The organism is Chromatiaceae bacterium (assembly GCA_024235395.1).
Lineage (GTDB): Bacteria > Pseudomonadota > Gammaproteobacteria > Chromatiales > Chromatiaceae > Thiosocius.
This window is the reverse complement of sequence record JACKMK010000003.1, coordinates 544,374-563,101: the sequence shown is the minus strand read 5'-3', so window position 1 is coordinate 563,101 and position 18,728 is coordinate 544,374. Positions and strand designations below refer to the sequence as shown.

General features: G+C 66.8%; 19 protein-coding genes. 10 read left to right on the top strand and 9 right to left on the bottom strand.

The annotated features are described in order from the left end of the window. Window position 1 precedes the first annotated feature (1 nt). Window positions 2-1,732, bottom strand: coding sequence for a 2-oxoacid:acceptor oxidoreductase subunit alpha (locus H6955_15920; GenBank protein MCP5315046.1), 1,731 nt, complete (start codon window positions 1,730-1,732; stop codon window positions 2-4). A 262-nt stretch (window positions 1,733-1,994) separates the two neighbouring features. Between H6955_15920 and nifJ the strand changes: the two genes are divergently transcribed. Next, a complete protein-coding gene (nifJ, locus tag H6955_15915; protein ID MCP5315045.1) occupies window positions 1,995-5,621 on the top strand; it encodes a pyruvate:ferredoxin (flavodoxin) oxidoreductase in 3,627 nt (1,208 codons plus the stop codon). After that, window positions 5,605-6,615, top strand: coding sequence for a dihydroorotate dehydrogenase-like protein (locus H6955_15910; protein ID MCP5315044.1), 1,011 nt, complete (start codon window positions 5,605-5,607; stop codon window positions 6,613-6,615). Before nifJ ends, H6955_15910 begins: the two co-directional genes overlap by 17 nt. An 18-nt stretch (window positions 6,616-6,633) precedes the next feature. On the opposite strand, the gene H6955_15905 is transcribed toward H6955_15910, so the two are convergent. Continuing rightward, window positions 6,634-6,891, bottom strand: coding sequence for a hypothetical protein (locus H6955_15905; protein ID MCP5315043.1), 258 nt, complete (start codon window positions 6,889-6,891; stop codon window positions 6,634-6,636). Window positions 6,892-7,096: 205 nt separating this feature from the next. Here H6955_15905 and H6955_15900 point away from each other — a divergent pair, with 205 nt between their 5' ends. After that, the gene (locus H6955_15900) at window positions 7,097-7,738 is read left to right on the top strand and encodes a DUF2238 domain-containing protein (protein MCP5315042.1); all 642 of its coding nucleotides are present in this window, start codon (window positions 7,097-7,099) and stop codon (window positions 7,736-7,738) included. Here H6955_15900 and H6955_15895 read toward each other — a convergent pair whose 3' ends face one another. After that, window positions 7,739-8,842, bottom strand: a complete 1,104-nt coding sequence (locus H6955_15895; protein MCP5315041.1) for a sulfate transporter — start codon at window positions 8,840-8,842, stop codon at window positions 7,739-7,741. A 144-nt stretch (window positions 8,843-8,986) separates the two neighbouring features. On the opposite strand from H6955_15895, the gene H6955_15890 reads away from it, so the two are divergent. The 6 genes from H6955_15890 to H6955_15865 are packed head-to-tail and all read left to right on the top strand — an operon-like array spanning window position 8,987 to window position 14,151. Continuing rightward, complete coding sequence (locus tag H6955_15890) at window positions 8,987-9,694, top strand: ABC transporter permease (GenBank protein MCP5315040.1); 708 nt, start codon at window positions 8,987-8,989, stop codon at window positions 9,692-9,694. Continuing rightward, on the top strand, window positions 9,687-10,451 hold the full coding sequence (locus H6955_15885; GenBank protein ID MCP5315039.1) for an ATP-binding cassette domain-containing protein: 765 nt from the start codon (window positions 9,687-9,689) through the stop codon (window positions 10,449-10,451). Before H6955_15890 ends, H6955_15885 begins: the two co-directional genes overlap by 8 nt. Window positions 10,452-10,483: 32 nt before the next feature. Next, a complete protein-coding gene (locus H6955_15880) occupies window positions 10,484-11,314 on the top strand; it encodes an extracellular solute-binding protein (GenBank protein ID MCP5315038.1) in 831 nt (276 codons plus the stop codon). Window positions 11,315-11,324: 10 nt separating this feature from the next. Then, complete coding sequence (locus H6955_15875; protein MCP5315037.1) at window positions 11,325-12,377, top strand: iron ABC transporter substrate-binding protein; 1,053 nt, start codon at window positions 11,325-11,327, stop codon at window positions 12,375-12,377. Next, the gene (locus tag H6955_15870; protein MCP5315036.1) at window positions 12,350-13,378 is read left to right on the top strand and encodes an iron ABC transporter permease; all 1,029 of its coding nucleotides are present in this window, start codon (window positions 12,350-12,352) and stop codon (window positions 13,376-13,378) included. Before H6955_15875 ends, H6955_15870 begins: the two co-directional genes overlap by 28 nt. Continuing rightward, window positions 13,378-14,151: an ABC transporter ATP-binding protein gene (locus H6955_15865; GenBank protein MCP5315035.1), complete on the top strand. Its 774-nt coding sequence runs from the start codon at window positions 13,378-13,380 to the stop codon at window positions 14,149-14,151. Before H6955_15870 ends, H6955_15865 begins: the two co-directional genes overlap by 1 nt. 12 nt (window positions 14,152-14,163) lie before the next feature. Here the strand turns inward: H6955_15865 and H6955_15860 are convergent, their stop codons facing one another. The 3 genes from H6955_15860 to H6955_15850 all read right to left on the bottom strand — a co-directional run bounded on the left by H6955_15860 (window position 14,164) and on the right by H6955_15850 (window position 16,082). Continuing rightward, window positions 14,164-14,376 (bottom strand): TOBE domain-containing protein, encoded by a 213-nt coding sequence (locus H6955_15860; protein MCP5315034.1) that lies wholly within the window; start codon window positions 14,374-14,376, stop codon window positions 14,164-14,166. A 276-nt stretch (window positions 14,377-14,652) separates the two neighbouring features. Continuing rightward, a complete protein-coding gene (locus H6955_15855) occupies window positions 14,653-15,543 on the bottom strand; it encodes a helix-turn-helix transcriptional regulator (GenBank protein ID MCP5315033.1) in 891 nt (296 codons plus the stop codon). A gap of 116 nt (window positions 15,544-15,659) precedes the next feature. Beyond that, window positions 15,660-16,082, bottom strand: a complete 423-nt coding sequence (locus H6955_15850; GenBank protein ID MCP5315032.1) for a hypothetical protein — start codon at window positions 16,080-16,082, stop codon at window positions 15,660-15,662. A gap of 111 nt (window positions 16,083-16,193) precedes the next feature. On the opposite strand from H6955_15850, the gene H6955_15845 reads away from it, so the two are divergent. Beyond that, on the top strand, window positions 16,194-16,814 hold the full coding sequence (locus H6955_15845; GenBank protein ID MCP5315031.1) for a hypothetical protein: 621 nt from the start codon (window positions 16,194-16,196) through the stop codon (window positions 16,812-16,814). Between the two features lie 17 nt (window positions 16,815-16,831). Here the strand turns inward: H6955_15845 and H6955_15840 are convergent, their stop codons facing one another. Genes H6955_15840 through H6955_15830 form a run of 3 tightly spaced genes read right to left on the bottom strand, consistent with a single transcriptional unit; the run spans window position 16,832 to window position 18,710 of the window. Next, complete coding sequence (locus H6955_15840; GenBank protein MCP5315030.1) at window positions 16,832-17,524, bottom strand: VIT family protein; 693 nt, start codon at window positions 17,522-17,524, stop codon at window positions 16,832-16,834. A gap of 43 nt (window positions 17,525-17,567) precedes the next feature. Then, the gene (locus tag H6955_15835) at window positions 17,568-18,203 is read right to left on the bottom strand and encodes a trimeric intracellular cation channel family protein (protein MCP5315029.1); all 636 of its coding nucleotides are present in this window, start codon (window positions 18,201-18,203) and stop codon (window positions 17,568-17,570) included. Window positions 18,204-18,248: 45 nt separating this feature from the next. Next, a complete protein-coding gene (locus tag H6955_15830) occupies window positions 18,249-18,710 on the bottom strand; it encodes a glutaredoxin family protein (protein MCP5315028.1) in 462 nt (153 codons plus the stop codon). Window positions 18,711-18,728: the final 18 nt, after the last annotated feature.

Sequence of the window (18,728 nt, the reverse complement as noted above, 5' to 3'; positions counted from 1 at the left end):
CTCAGGCCTCCTCGGTCAACGCCGCGACGATATCGCCGGGACGTGGCGGCAGCGGTCCGGGCCGGGCCATGGATAGGGCCCCCGGCGGCAGGACGTCCAGCGACTTCAGGTAGTGAAACAGCTGAGCGCCGTGGTTTTGTTCGATCACCCAGACCCGCGTGCAGCCGGACAGCGCCGCACGCAAGCTGTCGCACGGCAGCGGCATCAACAGGCGCAAGGCGATCATGCGCACCCGGTGGCCGTCCCGTTCGAGTCGTTGCGCCGCTTCGCGCACCGCACCGCTGCTCGATCCCCAGGTGAGCAGCGCGGTCTCACCGTCACCGCTCAGATCGGCCCAGCGGTCGCCAAACGCGTATGCGGCAATCTTGCGCCGGCGTTTTTCGAGCTGCGCGGCATGATCCGCAGCCCGGCTCGAAGGGGTCCCGTGCGGATTGTGTTCGAGCCCGTCGGCCGTATACATGCCCTGAGGCATCCCCGGCAGGCTCATTGGCGAAACAGCGTCGTCGGTGAGCGCGTAACGATGATAGGCGCCTTCCGGGGCCGCAAGGACGCGCCCGGCCGGCGCCTGCGGCTGGTCTGCCGGGCGTGGCGAGATGGTGCGCGACTGACCCAGCGACTGATCGGACAACACCACCGCGACCGTCTGCAGATGCTCGGCGAGCTGTACCGCCCACTGCGTCGTGGAGACGCAGTCCGCGATATCCAAAGGCGCCAGCACCAGGTGCGGGGCATCGCCGTGCAGGCCGTACAGGGCGATGTTCAGGTCCGACTGCTCGGACTTGGTCGGGATACCCGTCGAGGGACCGCCACGCATGACATCGATCACCGTGACCGGCGTCTCGCTCGCGACCGCGAGTCCGAGACCCTCGGTCATCAGGCTGAGCCCGGGACCTGAAGTGGCGGTGAGAGCCGGCACGCCGCCGAACGATGCGCCGATGATCATGTTGATCGATGCCAGTTCGTCCTCGGCCTGCAGCAGCGATCCGCCGACACGTTCCAGGTGCGGCGCCAGCCATTCCAGGATCTCGCTCGCCGGGGTGATTGGATAGGCGGCGACAAAACGCACACCGCCCCGCAGCGCGCCCAGGCCACAGGCCTCGTTGCCGCTGATGTTCCAGCGGGCGACCGGTTGCTGCGAGGGCGTGACCGCGCATGCCAGGCAGGCCCCGCCTTGTGCGTACCCGAGCGCCAGGCACTGCAGGGAGGCCTCCCGAACCGCGTCGCCTTTGCCGGCGAGCACGGCGCTGATCCCGGCCTCCAGGGCCTCCCGAGGAAATCCGCCGGCGACCGCCAGTGCGCCCAATGCGACCATGTTGGGGCGCCCACCCGGGACCGACGACGCGAGCGCCTTGAACGGTACCTCGCGAACCCGCGCCGCACTCGCGGCCAGTTCAGCGGGCACCGGTCCGGCGGCCGGGTCGGCCAGGATCACGCTGGCCCGATCGAGCGGGATCTCGTCGACGAAGCGGTTCACATTCAGCCAGTCGAGCCCCACCAGGAAATCGAAACGGTCGTCCATGCATTGCAGTGGCGCCGCCCCCAGTCGCAGCATCACCGCCGATTCGCCACCCCGTATCTGTGGCCCGGCCGAGCGCGACAGCATGCCGAAGTAACCCGCCCTCGCCGCGGCCTCGAGCAGGATCAGCCCCGTGGTCACCGCACCACTGCCACCCGAACCGGTGACCGAGAGCGAGATGCTGTCGTTGGCGACGGCAGTAGGGACTTCAGGCATGGAGCATTCCTGCAAAAAAGTGTTCGTGGTGTCGGATAAAGGTAGTCAAACGATCGCGCAATGCACCGCTCGCGGCAGTCTGCCGCCGCTGGTGCCCGGTCTGACACCTGGCGAGACGTCGTCGCCTGGCTTCGCGTGCGCGGGCGGCCCGGCCGGTGCCGGAACCGGGATTGATATGCGTCAAGCAATCCGGCGCAGGCGGTTGCCGCCCCCTCTCGGCGGCCGCAATCTGTGCCGGGAAAGGTCAGTCCCGGGTCCCAGCATGCGCCACAGACAGGTGACCATCGACGGCAACGAGGCCGCAGCACGCATCGCACATCTCTGCAACGAGGTGATCGCGATCTATCCGATCACGCCGGCGTCACCGATGGGCGAATGGGCCGACGAATGGTCGTCGACCGGGGTGCGCAACCTGTGGGACACGGTACCGCAGGTGATCGAGATGCAGAGCGAGGCCGGCGCCGCCGGCGCGATCCACGGCGCGCTCCAGGCAGGCGCACTGGCGACCAGCTTCACCGCATCGCAGGGTCTGCTACTGATGATCCCCAACATGTACAAGATCGCGGGCGAGCTGACGCCGACCGTGCTGCACGTCGCGGCGCGCTCCCTGGCGGTTCAGGCACTGTCGATCTTCGGTGACCACAGCGACGTCATGGCATGCCGCTCGACCGGGTACGCGATGCTGTGTTCCGCGAGCGTTCAGGAGGTGCAGGACTTCGCGTTGATCGCGCAGGCCGCGACCCTGTCCGCGCGGATCCCGTTTCTGCACTTCTTCGACGGCTTTCGCACCTCTCACGAGATCGACAAGATCAGCGAGATCGGGCACGAGACCGCGCGCGCGCTGATCGACGAAGACCTCGTGATCGCGCATCGCCGACGCGCGCTGTCGCCCGACCGGCCGGTACTCCGCGGCACCTCGCAGAATCCGGACGTGTATTTTCAGGGTCGCGAGTCCGTGAACCGCTACTACGAGGAACTGCCGGAGATCCTCGACACCGTGATGCACCGTTTCGGCGATCTGACTGGCCGTCGTTATCGATTGTTCGAATACAGCGGTGTCGCCGACGCCGAGCGCGTGCTGATCCTGATGGGCTCCGGAACCGGCGCCGCCGAGGAAGCCGTCGAGACGTTGTGCGCGCGCGGCGAGAAGGTCGGCCTGATAAAGGTGCGCCTGTACCGCCCGTTCGCCCCGGCCTACCTGCTCGACGCGCTGCCTTTGAGCACCCGGGCGGTCGCGGTGCTCGACCGTACCAAGGAACCCGGCGCCGATGGCGAACCCCTGTACAAGGATGTGCTCGGGGCTTTGGCACAGGCACACGCGGACGGTGAGCGCGCTGCGATGCCGCGGGTGGTCGGCGGCCGATTCGGCCTGTCCTCGAAGGAGTTCACGCCAGGGATGGTCGCCGGGGTGTTCGCCGAGTTGGAGGGCGCGCGGCCCAAGAACCACTTCACGATCGGCATCCACGACGACGTCAGTCACACCAGCCTGAGCTGGGACCCCGCCTTCACACCGGACGCCGCACAGGACATCACGCGCTGCGTGTTCTATGGCCTGGGGTCGGATGGCACCGTGTCGGCCAACAAGCACTCGATCAAGATCATCGGCGAAAACACCGAGCTCCAGGTGCAGGGGTATTTCCAATACGATTCCAAGAAGGCCGGTGCAGTCACGGTGTCGCATCTGCGCTTTGGCGACCGGCCGATCCGTTCGACCTACCTGATCGGCGACGGCGAGGCGCAGTTCGTCGCCTGCCACCAGCCGAATTTTCTGACCCGCTACGACATGCTCGCCAGGGCCGCCCCCGGCGCAACCTTCCTGCTCAACAGCCCGTTGTCGCCGACGCGGGTCTGGGAAAGCCTGCCGCGCAGCGTGCAGCGGCAGCTGATCGACAAAGGGCTCAGCCTACACGTGGTCGATGCCTATGGAATTGCCCGCGAGGCCCGGATGGGCCGGCGCATCAATACCATCATGCAGGCCTGTTTCTTCGCGCTCACCGAGGTACTGGATACCGGGCTGGCCCTCGAGCAGATGAAACAGATGGTCGCCAAGACCTACGGCCGCAAGGGCCGGCGCCTGATCGAACGCAACTACGCGGCGATCGACGCGGCCCTCGCCGGGTTGCACGCGGTGCCGATCCCCGACACCGTCAGCGGTGGTATCGAGATGCCGCCGGTGGTCGCCGCGAATGCGCCGGCGTTCGTGCAGCGGGTGACGGCACCCTTGATCGCCGGGCGTGGCGACAGCCTGCCGGTGAGCGCCATGAGTGCCGACGGGACCTGGCCCCTCGGGACCGCCGCCTACGAGAAGCGTCAACTCGCGTTGGAGATCCCGCATTGGGAAATGGCGCTGTGCACCCATTGCGGCAAGTGTCCCCTGGTCTGTCCGCACGCGGCGATCCGCTCGAAGGTGTTCGATGTGGGCCTCGTCGAGAACGCCCCGGAAGGCTTCCTGCATATGCCGGTCAAGGGGGCCAAGGACTTCCCCCCGGGAACGCATATCAGCTATCAGGTGGCACCCGACGACTGCACGGGCTGTGGCCTGTGTGTCGAGGTCTGCCCAATCCGCGACAAGCAGGATCCCAAACGCAAGGCATTGAACATGGCGCCAGTCGAACAGCGGCGCAGCATAGAGCAGGCCAACTGGGCGTTCTTCCGTAGCCTGCCGGAGTTCGACCGCACCCGCCTGAAAGCGACCACGCTCAAAGGCGCGATGATCATGCAACCGCTGTTCGAATTCTCCGGCGCCTGTGTCGGCTGCGGCGAGACACCGTACATCAAGCTCGCCACGCAACTGTTCGGGGACCGCATGCTGGTCGCCAACGCGACCGGTTGTTCCTCGATCTACGGCGGCAACCTGCCAACCACGCCCTACACGACCAACCCCGACGGCCGGGGACCGGCGTGGAACAACTCGCTGTTCGAGGACAATGCCGAGTTCGGCCTGGGCATGCGGATCGCGGTGGACAAGCAGACCGAACATGCCGGCGAACTGCTGCGCGCACTGGCCGACGCGATCGGCGAGGAGTTGGTCGACGCGATCCTGGGAGCGGATCAACATGACGAAGCCGGTGTGTTCGAACAACGCACACGGGTCGAGTCGCTGAAACACAGGCTCGCTGCGCTCGACCAGCCGGCGGCGCGGACACTGGAAGGCATCGTCGATTACCTGGTCAAGAAGAGCGTGTGGCTGATCGGCGGCGATGGCTGGGCCTACGACATCGGCTACGGTGGTGTCGACCACGTGCTCGCCTCGGGTCGCAACGTCAACATCCTGGTACTCGACACCGAGGTCTATTCGAATACCGGCGGTCAGACCTCGAAGGCCACGCCGCTCGGCGCCGTCGCGAAGTTTTCCGCCGGCGGCAAGCCGATTGCCAAGAAGGACCTGGCGATGATGGCAATGGCCTACGGCAATGTGTACGTCGCGCAGGTCGCCTACGGCGCGAAAGACGTACAGGTGCTGCGCACCTTCCTCGAGGCCGAGAGCTACGACGGGCCGTCCCTGATCGTCGCGTATTCGCCGTGCATCGCGCATGGCATCGATCTGGCCAACAACCTGCACCAGCAGGATCTCGCGGTGAACGCCGGGCATTGGGGCCTGTTCCGCTACGACCCGCGGCGGGCCGCCGCGGGCGAGAATCCGCTGCATCTGGATTCGCGTGAACCGAATGTGCCGTATCGCGACTTTGCGATGAGCGAGACCCGCTTTGCGGTACTCGATCGCACCCACCCGGAAGCCGCGCACCGCTTCCTGCAGGCCGCCGAGAAACAGACAAAGGCCCGATTCCACCTGTACGACCAGCTCGCCCGACTTGCCGTCGGCGAACAACCGCACGGCTCGGCCAGCCGCTCAAGCGAGGGAGGAACGACTCATGAACCTGAGCACTGAATGGCTCGGCCTGCAACTCGGCAGCCCGCTGGTACCCTCGGCGTCACCGCTGTCGCGCAGCCTGGATGCAGCGAAGCAACTCGAGGACGCCGGGGCCGGCGCGATCGTGATGTATTCGCTGTTCGAGGAGGCGGTGCAGAACGAGGAAGAGGGGATGACGCGGTTTCTTCACGAGCAGGATACCGGGCACGCCGAGGCGTCGAGCTACCTGCCGAGTCACCACGACTTTCCCAGCGAACTGGACCGCTACCTCGAGCAGGTCGCGTCGCTCAAGGCCAGTCTCGAGATCCCGGTGGTCGCAAGCCTGAACGGCGTGACCGCGTCGGGCTGGATGACCCACGCCAAGGAGATTGCCGAGGCCGGAGCGGATGCACTGGAGCTGAATGCCTATTACGTCGCCGGCGACGTCTGGGAAGAGGGGCATTATGTCGAACAGCGCTACATCACGCTGCTCAACGAACTGCGCGAGCAGGTCGGGATTCCGATCAATATGAAGCTGTCACCGTTCTTCAGTTCGATCGGCAATCTGGTGAAGAAGCTGGAGGGTGCCGGCGTCAGGGGGGTGTCGCTGTTCAATCGGTTCTATCAGCCGGACATCGACGTCGAGGGCATGCGCCTGACCCATACCCTGACCCCGACCAACTCGACCGATGCACTACTGGCGATGCGCTGGGTCGCGATGCTGCACGGGCGAGTGGGATGTTCTCTTGCCGCGACGGGCGGGGTGCACACCGGTGATGACGCGATCAAGCTGCTCCTCGCCGGTAGCGATGTCGTGCACCTGTGCCAGACCCTGTTGCTCCAGGGGCCGCAACAGCTGCAACGCATCGGCAACCGCATCGCCGGTTGGATGGAACAACAGGGGTTCGAGCAGCTCAGCGACTTCCGCGGGCGCCTCAGCCAATCGAGCGTGCTCGATCCGTCGGAGTACGAGCGACTCAACTACATCCGCGTGCTCGGCAGCTACACGGCGCCGGACGGCGTCTGGCGCTGAGCGGCTGCCTGCTTCGATTCAGGATAGTGGGCTCTTGCGCAGGCCGATCGCGGTCCCGACCTTCTCCATGCCCAGCACGGTCATCCAGAGCAGCTGGACGCCGACCATCACCGCGAGCAGCAGCCCGAGCATGATCACCGGCGCGGTCAGCATCGCGGCCATCCAGTGCAGCTTGAACAACATCCCGCTGGCGACGGTGGTTAGCACGAAAAGTACCAGGACCTCGATCCAGGACTGTCCCCACGGTGATTCAGCAAGCGTCTTGGGTTGATACATGGCAGTGTCTCCTCGTGCACATCCCTCGTACTGGATTTAACGCCCGATTCGACGCCCCCTTGTGGAACTGCTTCGCAGTTTTGCGACGCGCGGGCACGCTTTTGGCAACACATTGCGGCGTATGCCACAGCAGCTTAGGACATTGCTTCCAGCACCCTTTTTGCGGCCTAATGAATTCCCGCCCCCAAGCAATACTCGAACCTCGATGACACGTCTGGCGTTTCCCCACTGGCTGGCAATCGCGTTCCTGCTGTTCTTCGCCGCGCTGGCGGTCGCGCCGGTGTCGCGCACCGTGTGGATCGCCGAGGTGATACCGGTTGCGCTGGTCTTCATCGGGCTGGCACTGAGTTATCCACGTTTCCGCTTCAGCAACACCGCCTACGCGCTGATGGCGTTCTGGCTGTTCTGGCACACCATCGGCGGCCACTACACGTTCGCGAATGTCCCGTTCGACTGGTTCAACGGCCTGATCGGTTCGGAGCGCAACCAGTTCGACCGCATCGGGCATTTCTCGGTCGGTTTCTACGCCTACGCCTGCGCGGAATGGATGCTGCGACGCGGTCATTGTCGGTACGTTCCGGCCAACGCATTCGCGCTGTTGCTGGTGATGGGCATCGCCGCCGGCTACGAGATCATCGAATGGTGGTATGCGGTGCTCGAGGGCGGCGATGCCGGTATCGAGTTCCTCGGCTCGCAAGGGGACATCTGGGATGCCCAGAAGGACATGCTCGCCGACACCCTGGGTGCAATGTGCGTGTTGATCCTGTTCGCCTTCGTGCGCCCGGATCGTGACCCCGAACTGTCGGCGGTCGACCTGCTCGGCAACGCCCGGCGCATGCGCACCTGATCAGCCGGTATCGCGGTGGCGCACCCACAGGGTGCGCAGCCCTTCCAGCAGCAGGCCGACCAGCAGACCCAGCGCGACGTTCAGCAGCACGCAGCTCACGCCGGTCAGCACGATCACCAGCAGTTGGTCCGGCGCCGAGTGGCGAAGCCGCCGGCTGAGCGCCAGGTCGATCCCGGCCGGGATCAGCAGCGCACCGATCGCCGCGAGCGGCAGCACCGTGAACAGCGTGAGCGCCTGTGGACCGAGCAGCAGGCCCAGCGCCAGGCAGCAGGTACCGAATATCGCCGGGGCCAGGCCGGTGCGCGCACCGAAGCGATGCTGGACCACCAGGCCGCCGGCACCATGACACATCGGAAAGGCGCCGAACGGCGCCAACACCAGGTTGAGCAGCCCCTGGCTGAGCGCCAGGCGATCCGGCGTGATGCGCTCGCGGTCGTCCGGGAAGCGTTCGGCGGCGATCGCCGCGGTGATCACCGTGGCGTTGGTCAGGGTCAGCGCCATCTGTGGAAACAAGACGTCACCCGCCGAACCCCAGAACGCCGACAGCTCGGGCCACTGCCAGTGCGGCCACCACAACCCCAGCGAGAAGGCCGGCAACTGCGCATCCGGGCGCGTCGCCCCCCAGAACGCCGCCACGACCACCACCGCCAGCGCGGCGAGCGGCTTGAAAGGCGTGCGCTGCAACATCAGCAGCACGACCAGCGCGCCCGCGCCGAGCCATGGCTGCAGCATACCGAGCCGGATACCACCCCAGATCAAATACAGGCCGACACCGAGCTGGATGCCGTGCATCACGCTGTGCGGGATCCGCCGCCCCAGGGCGCCGACCGCCCCGGCCGCGGCGAGCAGCGGCAGTACCATGCCCAGCAGCAAGCCGGTCGCCGCGGTGCCGGCGGCACCCAGGCCGCCTGCGATCACGACCGCGGCGACCGCCTTCATCGGCTGCACCGGCACCGGCCGCCGGTAGATGAACGCAGTGGCCAGCGCGAACAGGCCGAATCCCACCAGCACCCCGGTCGGGTCGAGCCGCTGCGCCGCGAACACCCCGATCATCAACGGCAGAAAGGTTCCCAGGTCGGCGAACGCGCCGGACAGGTCGCCCAACCGGTCGCGCCATCCGGCGGGCGATGGCGGCCGGTCCGAATCGGTCAACCCCGGCAATTCGGCACCCCCCGGATGGTTGTCGGACAACGAAAAATAGCGCACCCTTTCCAGATTCTTTGCATATTTTCCGGCGGGGCGTAATAGGTGCAGGATTTCGGCGAGGCATTCGCGCTGGCGTTCGGGCTGGTCTTCGCGGCAGATCCCGACCTGCTGGAGATCATCGGCCTGTCGCTTCGGGTCAGCCTGTCGGCAGTCGTCGCCGCATGCCTGATCGGCCTGCCGCTGGGTACCGCGGTCGCCATTGGCCGCTTCCGCGGGCGCACCGCCAGCATCATCCTGCTCAACGCCTTCATGGGCCTGCCTCCTGTCGTGGTCGGGCTGTTGATCTACCTGCTGCTGTCCAACGCCGGCCCGCTCGGCTGGCTGCAACTGCTGTATACCCCGACCGCGATGATCATCGCCCAGGCGGTACTGATCACGCCAATCGTCGCCGCGCTGTCACGCGAGATCGTCGAACAGCTGCACAACGAGTACGCCGAACAGTTCCGCTCGCTCAGCGTGCCGCGCAGCACCGCGGCCGCAGCGCTGCTGTGGGACGCCCGGTACAGCCTGCTGACCGTCGCCCTGGCCGGGTTCGGCCGGGCCGTCGCCGAGGTCGGCGCGGTGATCATCGTCGGCGGCAACATCGACCACCTGACCCGGGTCATGACCACCGCGATCGCGCTGGAGACCTCGAAGGGCGATCTCGCGCTCGCGCTGGCGCTGGGCATCGTGCTGATCAGCATAGCGCTGTCGGTGAACGCCGCGGTGATGAGCCTGCGCCTGACCGCGACGAGGTATGCCTATGCCTGACGCGGTCTCACTCGCCGAACATCGGCCGCGGGCGCCGGACGTCGCCGGCCGGGAGCCCCTGGGAGAGGCACGCGGCCTGGTGTACCGGGCTGGCGACAAGGTGCTGATCCGGGGAATCGATCTGCGCATCCCCGACGCGACACGAACCATCGTGATGGGACCGAACGGTGCCGGCAAGAGCCTGTTGCTGCGCCTGCTGCACGGCCTGATCACGCCGACCGCGGGTACCGTGCTGTGGGACGGTCGACCGCTCGACGACGCCCAGCGCCGCCACCAGGCAATGGTGTTCCAGCGCCCGGTGCTGTTGCGCCGTTCAGTCGCGGCGAACATCCGCTTTGCACTCAGGCTGAGGGGCCCTGCACCACCTTCGAAGATCGAGAAGATCCTCGACGAGGTCGGTCTGGCCGGACGCGCCGACCAGGCGGCACGGCTGTTGTCCGGCGGAGAGCAGCAGCGCCTCGCGCTGGCGCGTGCCCTCGCGACCGAGCCGCGGGTGCTGTTTCTCGACGAGCCGACCGCGAGCCTGGACCCGGCCGCGACCGCGGCGATCGAGGCCATCGTCCAGCGCGCCCACGAGCGCGGCACCAAGATCATCTTCGTCACGCACGATCTCGGCCAGGCCCGCCGCCTGGCCGACGACGTCGTGTTCCTGAACGGCGGCGCGCTCGCCGAGCACTCGCCGGCCGAGGTGTTTTTCGAAGCACCCACCTCGGCGGCCGCCCGCGACTACCTCGCGGGTCGGCTGGTATTTCAATAACCATCCACAGAAGTAGAGAGGAGACCTCGCCGATGTTCCTGAAATTCCTTGCCCGTGTCGCACCGATCGCGCTGATCGGCGGGGCGCTGCTATCCACCCCGGCGCTGGCCGCAGACAAGTCGATCCTGCTGCAGTCCACGACCTCGACCGCAAACTCCGGCCTGTATGACTACATCCTGCCGATGTTCACCGACAAGACCGGGATCAAGGTCAACGTGGTCGCGGTCGGTACCGGCCAGGCGATCAAGAATGCACAGAACGGTGACGGCGACGTGCTGCTCGTGCACGCCAAGCCCGCGGAGGAGAAGTTCGTCGCCGAGGGTTACGGCGTCGAGCGTTTCGACGTGATGTACAACGACTTCATCATCGTCGGCCCACCGTCCGATCCGGCCGGTGTCGCCGGGACCAAGGACGCGGTCGCCGCACTCAAGAAGATCGCCGACGGCCAGGCGATCTTTGCGTCACGTGGCGACAACTCGGGCACCAACAAGAAAGAGATCGCACTGTGGAAGGAGACCGGCGTCGATCCGAAGACCGGTAGCGGCGCCTGGTACCGCGAGACCGGCTCGGGTATGGGCGCGACGCTGAACGCGGCGGTGGGCATGGGCGCCTATACACTGACCGACCGCGGCACCTGGATCAGCTTCAAGAACAAGGGCGACTACCAGATCGCGGTCGAAGGCGACGAGAACCTGTTCAACCAGTACGGTGTGATCCTCGTGAACCCCGCCAAGCACCCGAACGTCAAGCAGGCGGAGGGCCAGGCGTTCATCGACTGGATCCTCAGCGACGCGGGCCAGAACGCGATCGCCAGCTACAAGCTGGACGGTCAGCAGCTGTTCTTCCCGAACGCCAAACGCTGATCCCGGCGTCATGCACCGCCGGCCGATACCGCTGCTGATATTGGCCGTGCTGTGTGTTGCGCCCGGGTTGTCGGCCGGGCGCAGCGTCACCGACTCGGCCGGCCGCACGGTCGAGGTCCCCGACAAGATCGAGCGCGTCTACGCGGCCGGGCCACCGGCCGCCATCCTGCTTTATGTACTGGCGCCGGACCGACTCGCCGGCTGGCCGCGCGCGCCGCACGACTATGAGCGCCCGTACCTGGCAGCACCCTATCGCGACCTGCCCGAGACCGGGCGACTGACCGGTCGTGGTGATACCGCCAATCTCGAACGCGTCCTGCGCCAAGGCCCCGACCTGATCATCGACTTCGGGTCTGTGCGTCCTACCTATGCATCGCTCGCGGACGCGGTGCAGGAGCAGACCGGTATCCCCTATCTGCTGATCGACGGCCGTTTCGACAACACCCCGGCGGCGTTGCGACTGGTCGGCGAGATCCTCGGCGTCGGCGAACGCGGCGAACAACTGGCGCAGTACGTCGAACACCTCTTCACCCAACTCGACGCGGCGCTCGCCGATACCGCCGAGGCGGATCGCCCACGCGTGTACCTGGCGCGGGGCCCGGACGGGCTCGAGACCGGCCTCAAGGGATCGATCAACAGCGAGATCATCGAGCGCGCTGGTGGTCGCAACGTCGCCGATCCGGGGCCCGACTCCACGCGCCGCGGCATCGCGCAAAGTTCGATCGAAAACGTGATCGTTGCCGATCCGGACACGATCATCACCTGGGACCCTAATTTCTACGCTGCGGTCTGGCGTTCGCCGCTATGGGCCGGCATCCGGGCAGTCCGCGATGGGCGTGTCTACCTGAGTCCGACTGCACCGTTCGGCTGGATCGACCGCCCGCCGTCGATCAACCGGGTGATCGGGCTGAAATGGCTGGCCGGGCTGTTCTACCCCGACCGCCTCGGCTTCGATCTGCGTGACGAAACACGACGTTTCTACCGACTGTTCTACCATGTGGAACTGGACGAACCGCAGCTCGACCGGTTGATCGCATGGGCCAACGGCCGACTTCACGACTGAACACCCCGACCGCACTGACGCTGCTCGGCGCACTGCTTGCAGCGGGCGCGATCGCCGCGGCGTTGATCGGACCCTACCCGATCAGCGGTGCCCAGCTCTGGGATGCGGTGCTACGTCGGGTCGGTGTGGCCGCACAGGCGGATGCCGGGGTGGTCGACACGGTGCTGTTCGGTGTGCGCCTGCCACGCATCGCCGCGGCGATCCTGGTCGGTGCCGCACTGGCGGGCGCCGGGACCGTGTATCAGGGCCTGTTCCGGAATCCTCTGGTCTCGCCCGACATCCTTGGCGTCTCGACAGGCGCCGGTCTCGGTGCTGCATTCGGCATCTTCCTGTCGCTGCCGGTGCTCGCGATCCAGGGCCTGGCCTTTGTCAGCGGGCTGGGCACGGTCGCGCTGGTGTACCTGGTCGCCAGCGCGGTACGCGGGCACGAACCGACGTTGGTGCTGGTATTGTCCGGCGTGGTTCTCGGCGCACTCGCCGGGGCCTGCATCTCGCTGCTGAAGATCCTCGCCGATCCCTACGACCAGCTGCCGGCGATCACCTTCTGGCTGCTCGGCAGCCTGGCGAGCGTGCGGGTCGAAGATGTCCTGGGCGCAGCACCGGCGGTCGTGATCGGCCTGATACCGATGGTGCTGTTGCGCTGGCGCATGAACCTGCTGGCGCTCGGCGACGAAGAGGCGGCGACGCTCGGTGTCGACCCGTCCCGCCTGCGCCTGCTGTTCGTGACCGCGGCGACGCTGATGACCGCCGGCGTGGTGGCGATCGCCGGCGTGATCGGCTGGGTAGGCCTGGTGATGCCGCATATCGCGCGCCTGCTGGTCGGTCCGAACTTCCACCGCCTGCTGCCGACCGCGATGTTGATGGGTGCCGGTTATGTACTGCTGGTCGACACCCTGGCGCGGACAATGGCCGAGACCGAGACACCGCTCGGCATCCTGACCGCGTTCGTCGGCGCCCCGGTGTTTCTGTGGCTGCTGGCATCCGGCCGGAGAGGCTGGTGATGCAGCTCGATGCCAGGGCGATCGCCTTCGGTTATCCGCGTCACCCGGTGGGTCGCGACGTCGACCTGAGCGTGCGCCCGGGCGAGGTATTGTGCCTGCTCGGTCCCAACGGTTGCGGCAAGACCACCCTGTTCAAGACCCTGCTCGGCCTGCTGCCGCTGCAAGGCGGACGCATCGAACTCAACGGCCACAGCCTCGCGCGACTGGCGCGCGCGACGATCGCGCGCCACCTGGCCTATGTGCCGCAGGCGCACGAGGCGGTCTTTCCCTACAGCGTGCGCGACATGGTGGTGATGGGCCGCAGCGTGCACCGCGGACCATTCTCGGGGCCCGACACGGCCGATCGCATGCTCGCCGAACGCGCGTTGAACGAACTCGGCATCGGCGCACTCGCCGACCGCGACTACTCGCGCATCAGCGGCGGCCAGCGCCAGCTGGTGCTGATTGCGCGTGCGCTGGCCCAGGACACCCCGTTCATCGTGCTGGACGAGCCCACCGCGAGCCTGGATTTCGGCAACCAACTGCTGGTGCTGGAACGGGTCGCCGAACTCGCCGCGCGCGGCCTGGGCATCGTGCTGTCGACCCACAACCCGGATCATGCGTTCCGCTGCGCAACCCAGGTGCTTATGTTGAAGGATGGCCGCACGCTGGCCGCGGGGACACCGCAGGCGGCGTTGACCGCGGCAACGCTCAGCGCCGTGTACGGCGTCGCCGTCGAGGTGGCGCGGCTCGCGAGCGGCGAGTGCATCTGCGTGCCGCGCTCGCGCACCTAGTGCGACCGGACCTCAGTCGTCCACGGCCAGCATCACGTCGCTGGCCTTGACCACCACGGTGGCCGCCTTGCCTTTTTCCAGCCCCAGGCGGCTGGCCGAATCACTGGTGATCGTCGAGGTGACGATGTTGCCGCCTCCGATGTCGACCTGGACCTGTGCCGCCACCCCGTCCTTGCGGACGTCCACGACGGTTCCCTTGAGCATGTTGCGTGCGCTGATTTTCATGGCGTCTCTCCTGCGTCTGTCGAATGTTGCCCACCCATCGCGGTTTATCGTACCAAAGCTCGTTTGCCCGTCGGGGACAGCGACCGAGGCATGGTCCGCACTGCGATCGACTCGGATTGCCGATAATCATGGCGACTGAGATGGCGTGGCCCTCGGACCCCGTTACGGAGGCGGAGCAACGCAGCGAGTTCAGGCCCGAGGCTTGATCGCCGCCGCGTCGGTGCAATGCGCGACAATGGGATCGTTCTCAACACGTGGTACACGGCGTGGACCAGATCAGCCGGTCGCGTTGTACCAGACCCTGCCCAGCCCACTGACGTCGTAGCCGGCGAATTCGGCGGCCTTTGCGGCGAACGCCTCGCCACGACAGAACGCCATCAGCCGCTGCAGCGGCGGGTCGAACCAGGCGCCGCGATCGACCAGCAGGTCGTAGCGTTCGCGCGTCAGCGGCACGAACCCCAGGCGCAGTTGTTCAGCCATCGCGCGCAGGCCGAGGGTCGCATCCGCCTTGCCCTCGAGTACCGCGAGCGCGGCATCCGACTCGCTGCGCGCCGTGTTCGTCCATGCCAGCTCGTGCGGCTCGACACCGGCCTGGGCGAGCAACTGCAGCAACAACACCTGGGTACCGGCGCCGCTCTGGCGCGGCACCACCTTGCGGCCTTTCAATGCGGCAACATCGGACAACTGCCGCTCGCCGCCGGGGGCAACGATCAGGCCGCGTTCCCGCCAGGCGAATTCGACCAGCGCGACCGGTGCCTGGGCGAAGCGTTCTGCGACAATCGCCACATTCCAGTCGTCGCCTTCGGGATCGTAGACGTGCAGCCCGCTGGCCACGCCTTCGCCGCGGGCGAAGCGTTCGAGGCCGTCCATGCTGCCGTCGAGCAGCGTCGCCAGCCCACAGCCGGATTCGCGCAGCGCCCATTCGAGCAGCGGTTCGTAGCTGCCGAGCAAAACCGCCGGTCGGCGCGGCTGAGATCCCCGCACGCCGCCGGAACTCTCGCGCGCCAGCCAGGCCTCGACCGCCTGCCGCGGAAACAGCAGCTTGCCCATCGCACGTGAACAGGGGATCTGCCCGGAGGCCGCCAGGTCATAGACCTTGCGCTCCTTGATTCGCAGCAGCTCGGCCAGCTCTCGGGTGGTGAGGTATTCGGCTTCTGGTTGCGGCATCGGCGGTGTGGAGGCTCCCTGCGGTCGGTGCACCATTGTGCCCGATCGCAGGGCAGGCGACACGCCATCGGCGCCTGCGCGGCCTCGCCCGCAACCCGCCTGGGGTACCGCCCGACCTACAACAGCGCGTACAGGGTTCCGTTGACCAGAAAGGCCTCGTCACCGTTGTTGACGATCTGGATGAACAGGTTCCTCGGGCCGAAGATGTCGAAGCGGGCACGATAGTTCAGCACGCCCTGCGGACCGATCTGGCCATCACCGACGTCGAACACGACCTGGTCGACCGCACCGGCGGGACCGAACAGCTCACGCACCTGAAACGAGGTACCCGGAGCACCCACCAGATGCAGGGTGAGCCGGTACTCGCTGTACCCGGTGAGGTTGAGACCGCCCAGCGGCCCCAGCGCATGCCCTCCCGGCGGGACCTCGCGGGCCTCGAACAGGGTCAGCAGATTCGGCTTGGCGGTCACCCCGACGGTCAGCGTATCGTTGACCACCTTGACCGGGATCGCCTTGGATTTCGACTTCTTCAGCTTCATCGCGGCTACCTTCTCATTGCGCACCGATAAGGAGCAGATCGATCCCTTTTTGGTGCGGCGCGCCTGCGCTATTGGCCGCCGCCGGCAATCGATCTACGCTTGCCGCCAACCATGAGCAAGAACAGGGCCACGCCGATGTCCGGCGCATCCCAGACCCCGACGGCGTGCGAACTCGTCGACGACATCCCACGTGACACACTGCGTTATACACCGCTGTTCTGCGAAGAAAACATCTGGTGGCTGGCGCGCACGCTGGTCGATCGCGGCGTCGATCCCGGCACGCTGCAGGTCTGGTTTCTTACCAACCACGCGCGCAGCATCGTGCTGCTCGAACAGCGCGCGGGCAAAGGCCGTGCCCTGGCCTGGGACTACCACGTGGTACTGCAGGCCAGCGCCGGGGACGGTCAATGGATCTTCGATTTCGACTCCCGCCTGGGGTTCCCGGTGCCGATCGCGGAATACCTGCGGCGCGGTTTCCCTCGCCAGGCGGCATTGCCGATGCGCTTTCGCACCTGGGTACGCCGGGTCCCGGCGGCCGACTACCTCGTGCACTTCTGGTCGGACCGCCGCCATATGCGCGGTAGGCTCCGCGCGCACGACTTCCCCGGCTACCCGCCGATCAAAGCGGGTCGCGGCGTCGAGCCGGTGTCGCTGGCGGAGTACATCGACATGCGCGATACGCCACCCGGCGCGCAGCCGATGCAGCCACTCGACGTGCCCCGCCCGCGCTAGTTCGCCGTTCCGACCTGTCACAACAGGGCCCCGAACAGTGCGCCCGCGGCGGCCGTCGCCGCCATCGCGATAGCCCCCCAGAAGGTCACACGCGCTGCGCCGACGGTGACCGTGGCGCCGCCTGCGCGCGCCGCCAGGCCGCCGAGCACCGCCAGCGAGAGCAGCGAACCGCCGGCGACCAACGGCGTGAACAGCGGGGTCGGGCTCAACCACGCGATCACCAGCGGCAGCGCCGCGCCCACCGCGAAGGTCGCCGCCGATGCCAGCGCCGCCTGGATCGGACGCGCACTGTGGATCTCAGAAAGCCCGAGTTCGTCACGCGCGTGTGCGCCCAGCGCATCGTGCGCCATCAATTGACCGGCCACCTGTTGTGCGAGCTCGGCATCCAGCCCGCGGCCGACGTAGATGTCCGCCAGTTCGCGGCGCTCGTAGGCCTCGTCCTCCTCGAGTTCGCGCTGTTCCCGTGCCAGGTCCGCACGCTCGGTGTCTGCCTGCGAGCTGACCGAGACATACTCGCCGGCCGCCATGGACATGGCCCCGGCGACCAGACCGGCGACACCGGCAGTCAGGATCTCGCCGCGTGCCGCATCCGCCGCGGCGACCCCGACCACCAGGCTCGCGGTCGAGACGATCCCGTCGTTCGCACCCAGGACCGCGGCGCGCAGCCAACCGATCCTGTCGGCGTAGTGTCGCTCCCGATGACGCCGCATCACTGACCTCGCTCGTTAGTCGACGACCGTCATCGGACGCCGCTCATGACTTGAAGCGGAACCGCGGCAGACTGATCTCGTAGCGGATCGCAAGCAGGCGCGCAACGAAGATTGCCACGCCCGCAACCACCGCCGACCAGGTTGCCTCCATGCCCGCGTACAACAGCACGATGAACAACAGCGAACCGGCCCAGCACACGGTCGCATACAGCGGGCTCTGGAACACCACCGGCGGCTCGTTGCTCAGCACGTCGCGGAAGATGCCGCCCATGGTCCCGGTCATCACGCCCATGAAGCTCGCGACCAGCCAGGGCGCACCGACCATCAACGAGACCAGGGTACCGGCGACGCCGAAGGCCGCGAGCCCGGCGGCATCCGGGATCAGGAACAAGCGGTCAGAGATCCGCACCAGGCGTGCGCCGATGAAAATCAGCAGCGCGCTGCCGAGCGAGGCGACGAAGAACATCTGGTCGCGGATCCAGAATACCTCGCGGTCGAGCAGCATGTCGCGCAGCGAACCGCCGCCGAGGCCGGTCGCGACCGCGATGATGATCACCCCGAACAGGTCGAATTGTTTCAGTCCGGCCTTGAGCACCCCGGATGCCGACGAGAACACCACGGCGACCAGCGTTATCCAGTAGAGGCTGTCGAGCAGGCCGGTGGTCGGGTGGAGTGTCATCTGTTTTCCGTGCACCTGTGGCCGCGGCGTAACGGGCGGCGCATCCTAACCGTCGTACAGGCGACGAAAGGCCTCTTCGGTGAAGCCGTTCATGCGCCGCTTGCCGACGAAGATCACCGGCACACCGCGGGCGCCGAGCTTGCGGTACCGGGCACGCGCCTTCGCATCCCGCTCGACGTCGAATTCCTCGAAGGGTATCGCGTGCGCCTCGAAATAGCGTCGAGCGCGCTTGCAGTAGCCGCACCACGAGGTCGAGTACATCAGCACCTTGGCGCCGGTGTCGATGGTCGAGGTCGCATAACTGACGCTGGTGTAGGTATTGATACGCAGCTCGACCTGTTCGGCAGCCCGACCCGCCGGGGCGCGATCCCCGAAGTGCACCTTGCCCTGCTCATCCGTCCAGCGATAGATCTCGGCGCTGGCAAGCAAGGGGGCCAGCGTGCAGATCACGCCGAGAAACCGCCGTACCGATCTCGCGCGGGTGGTGGGCGCGGATTGCGTTGCCATGCACGCAGTGTACTACGG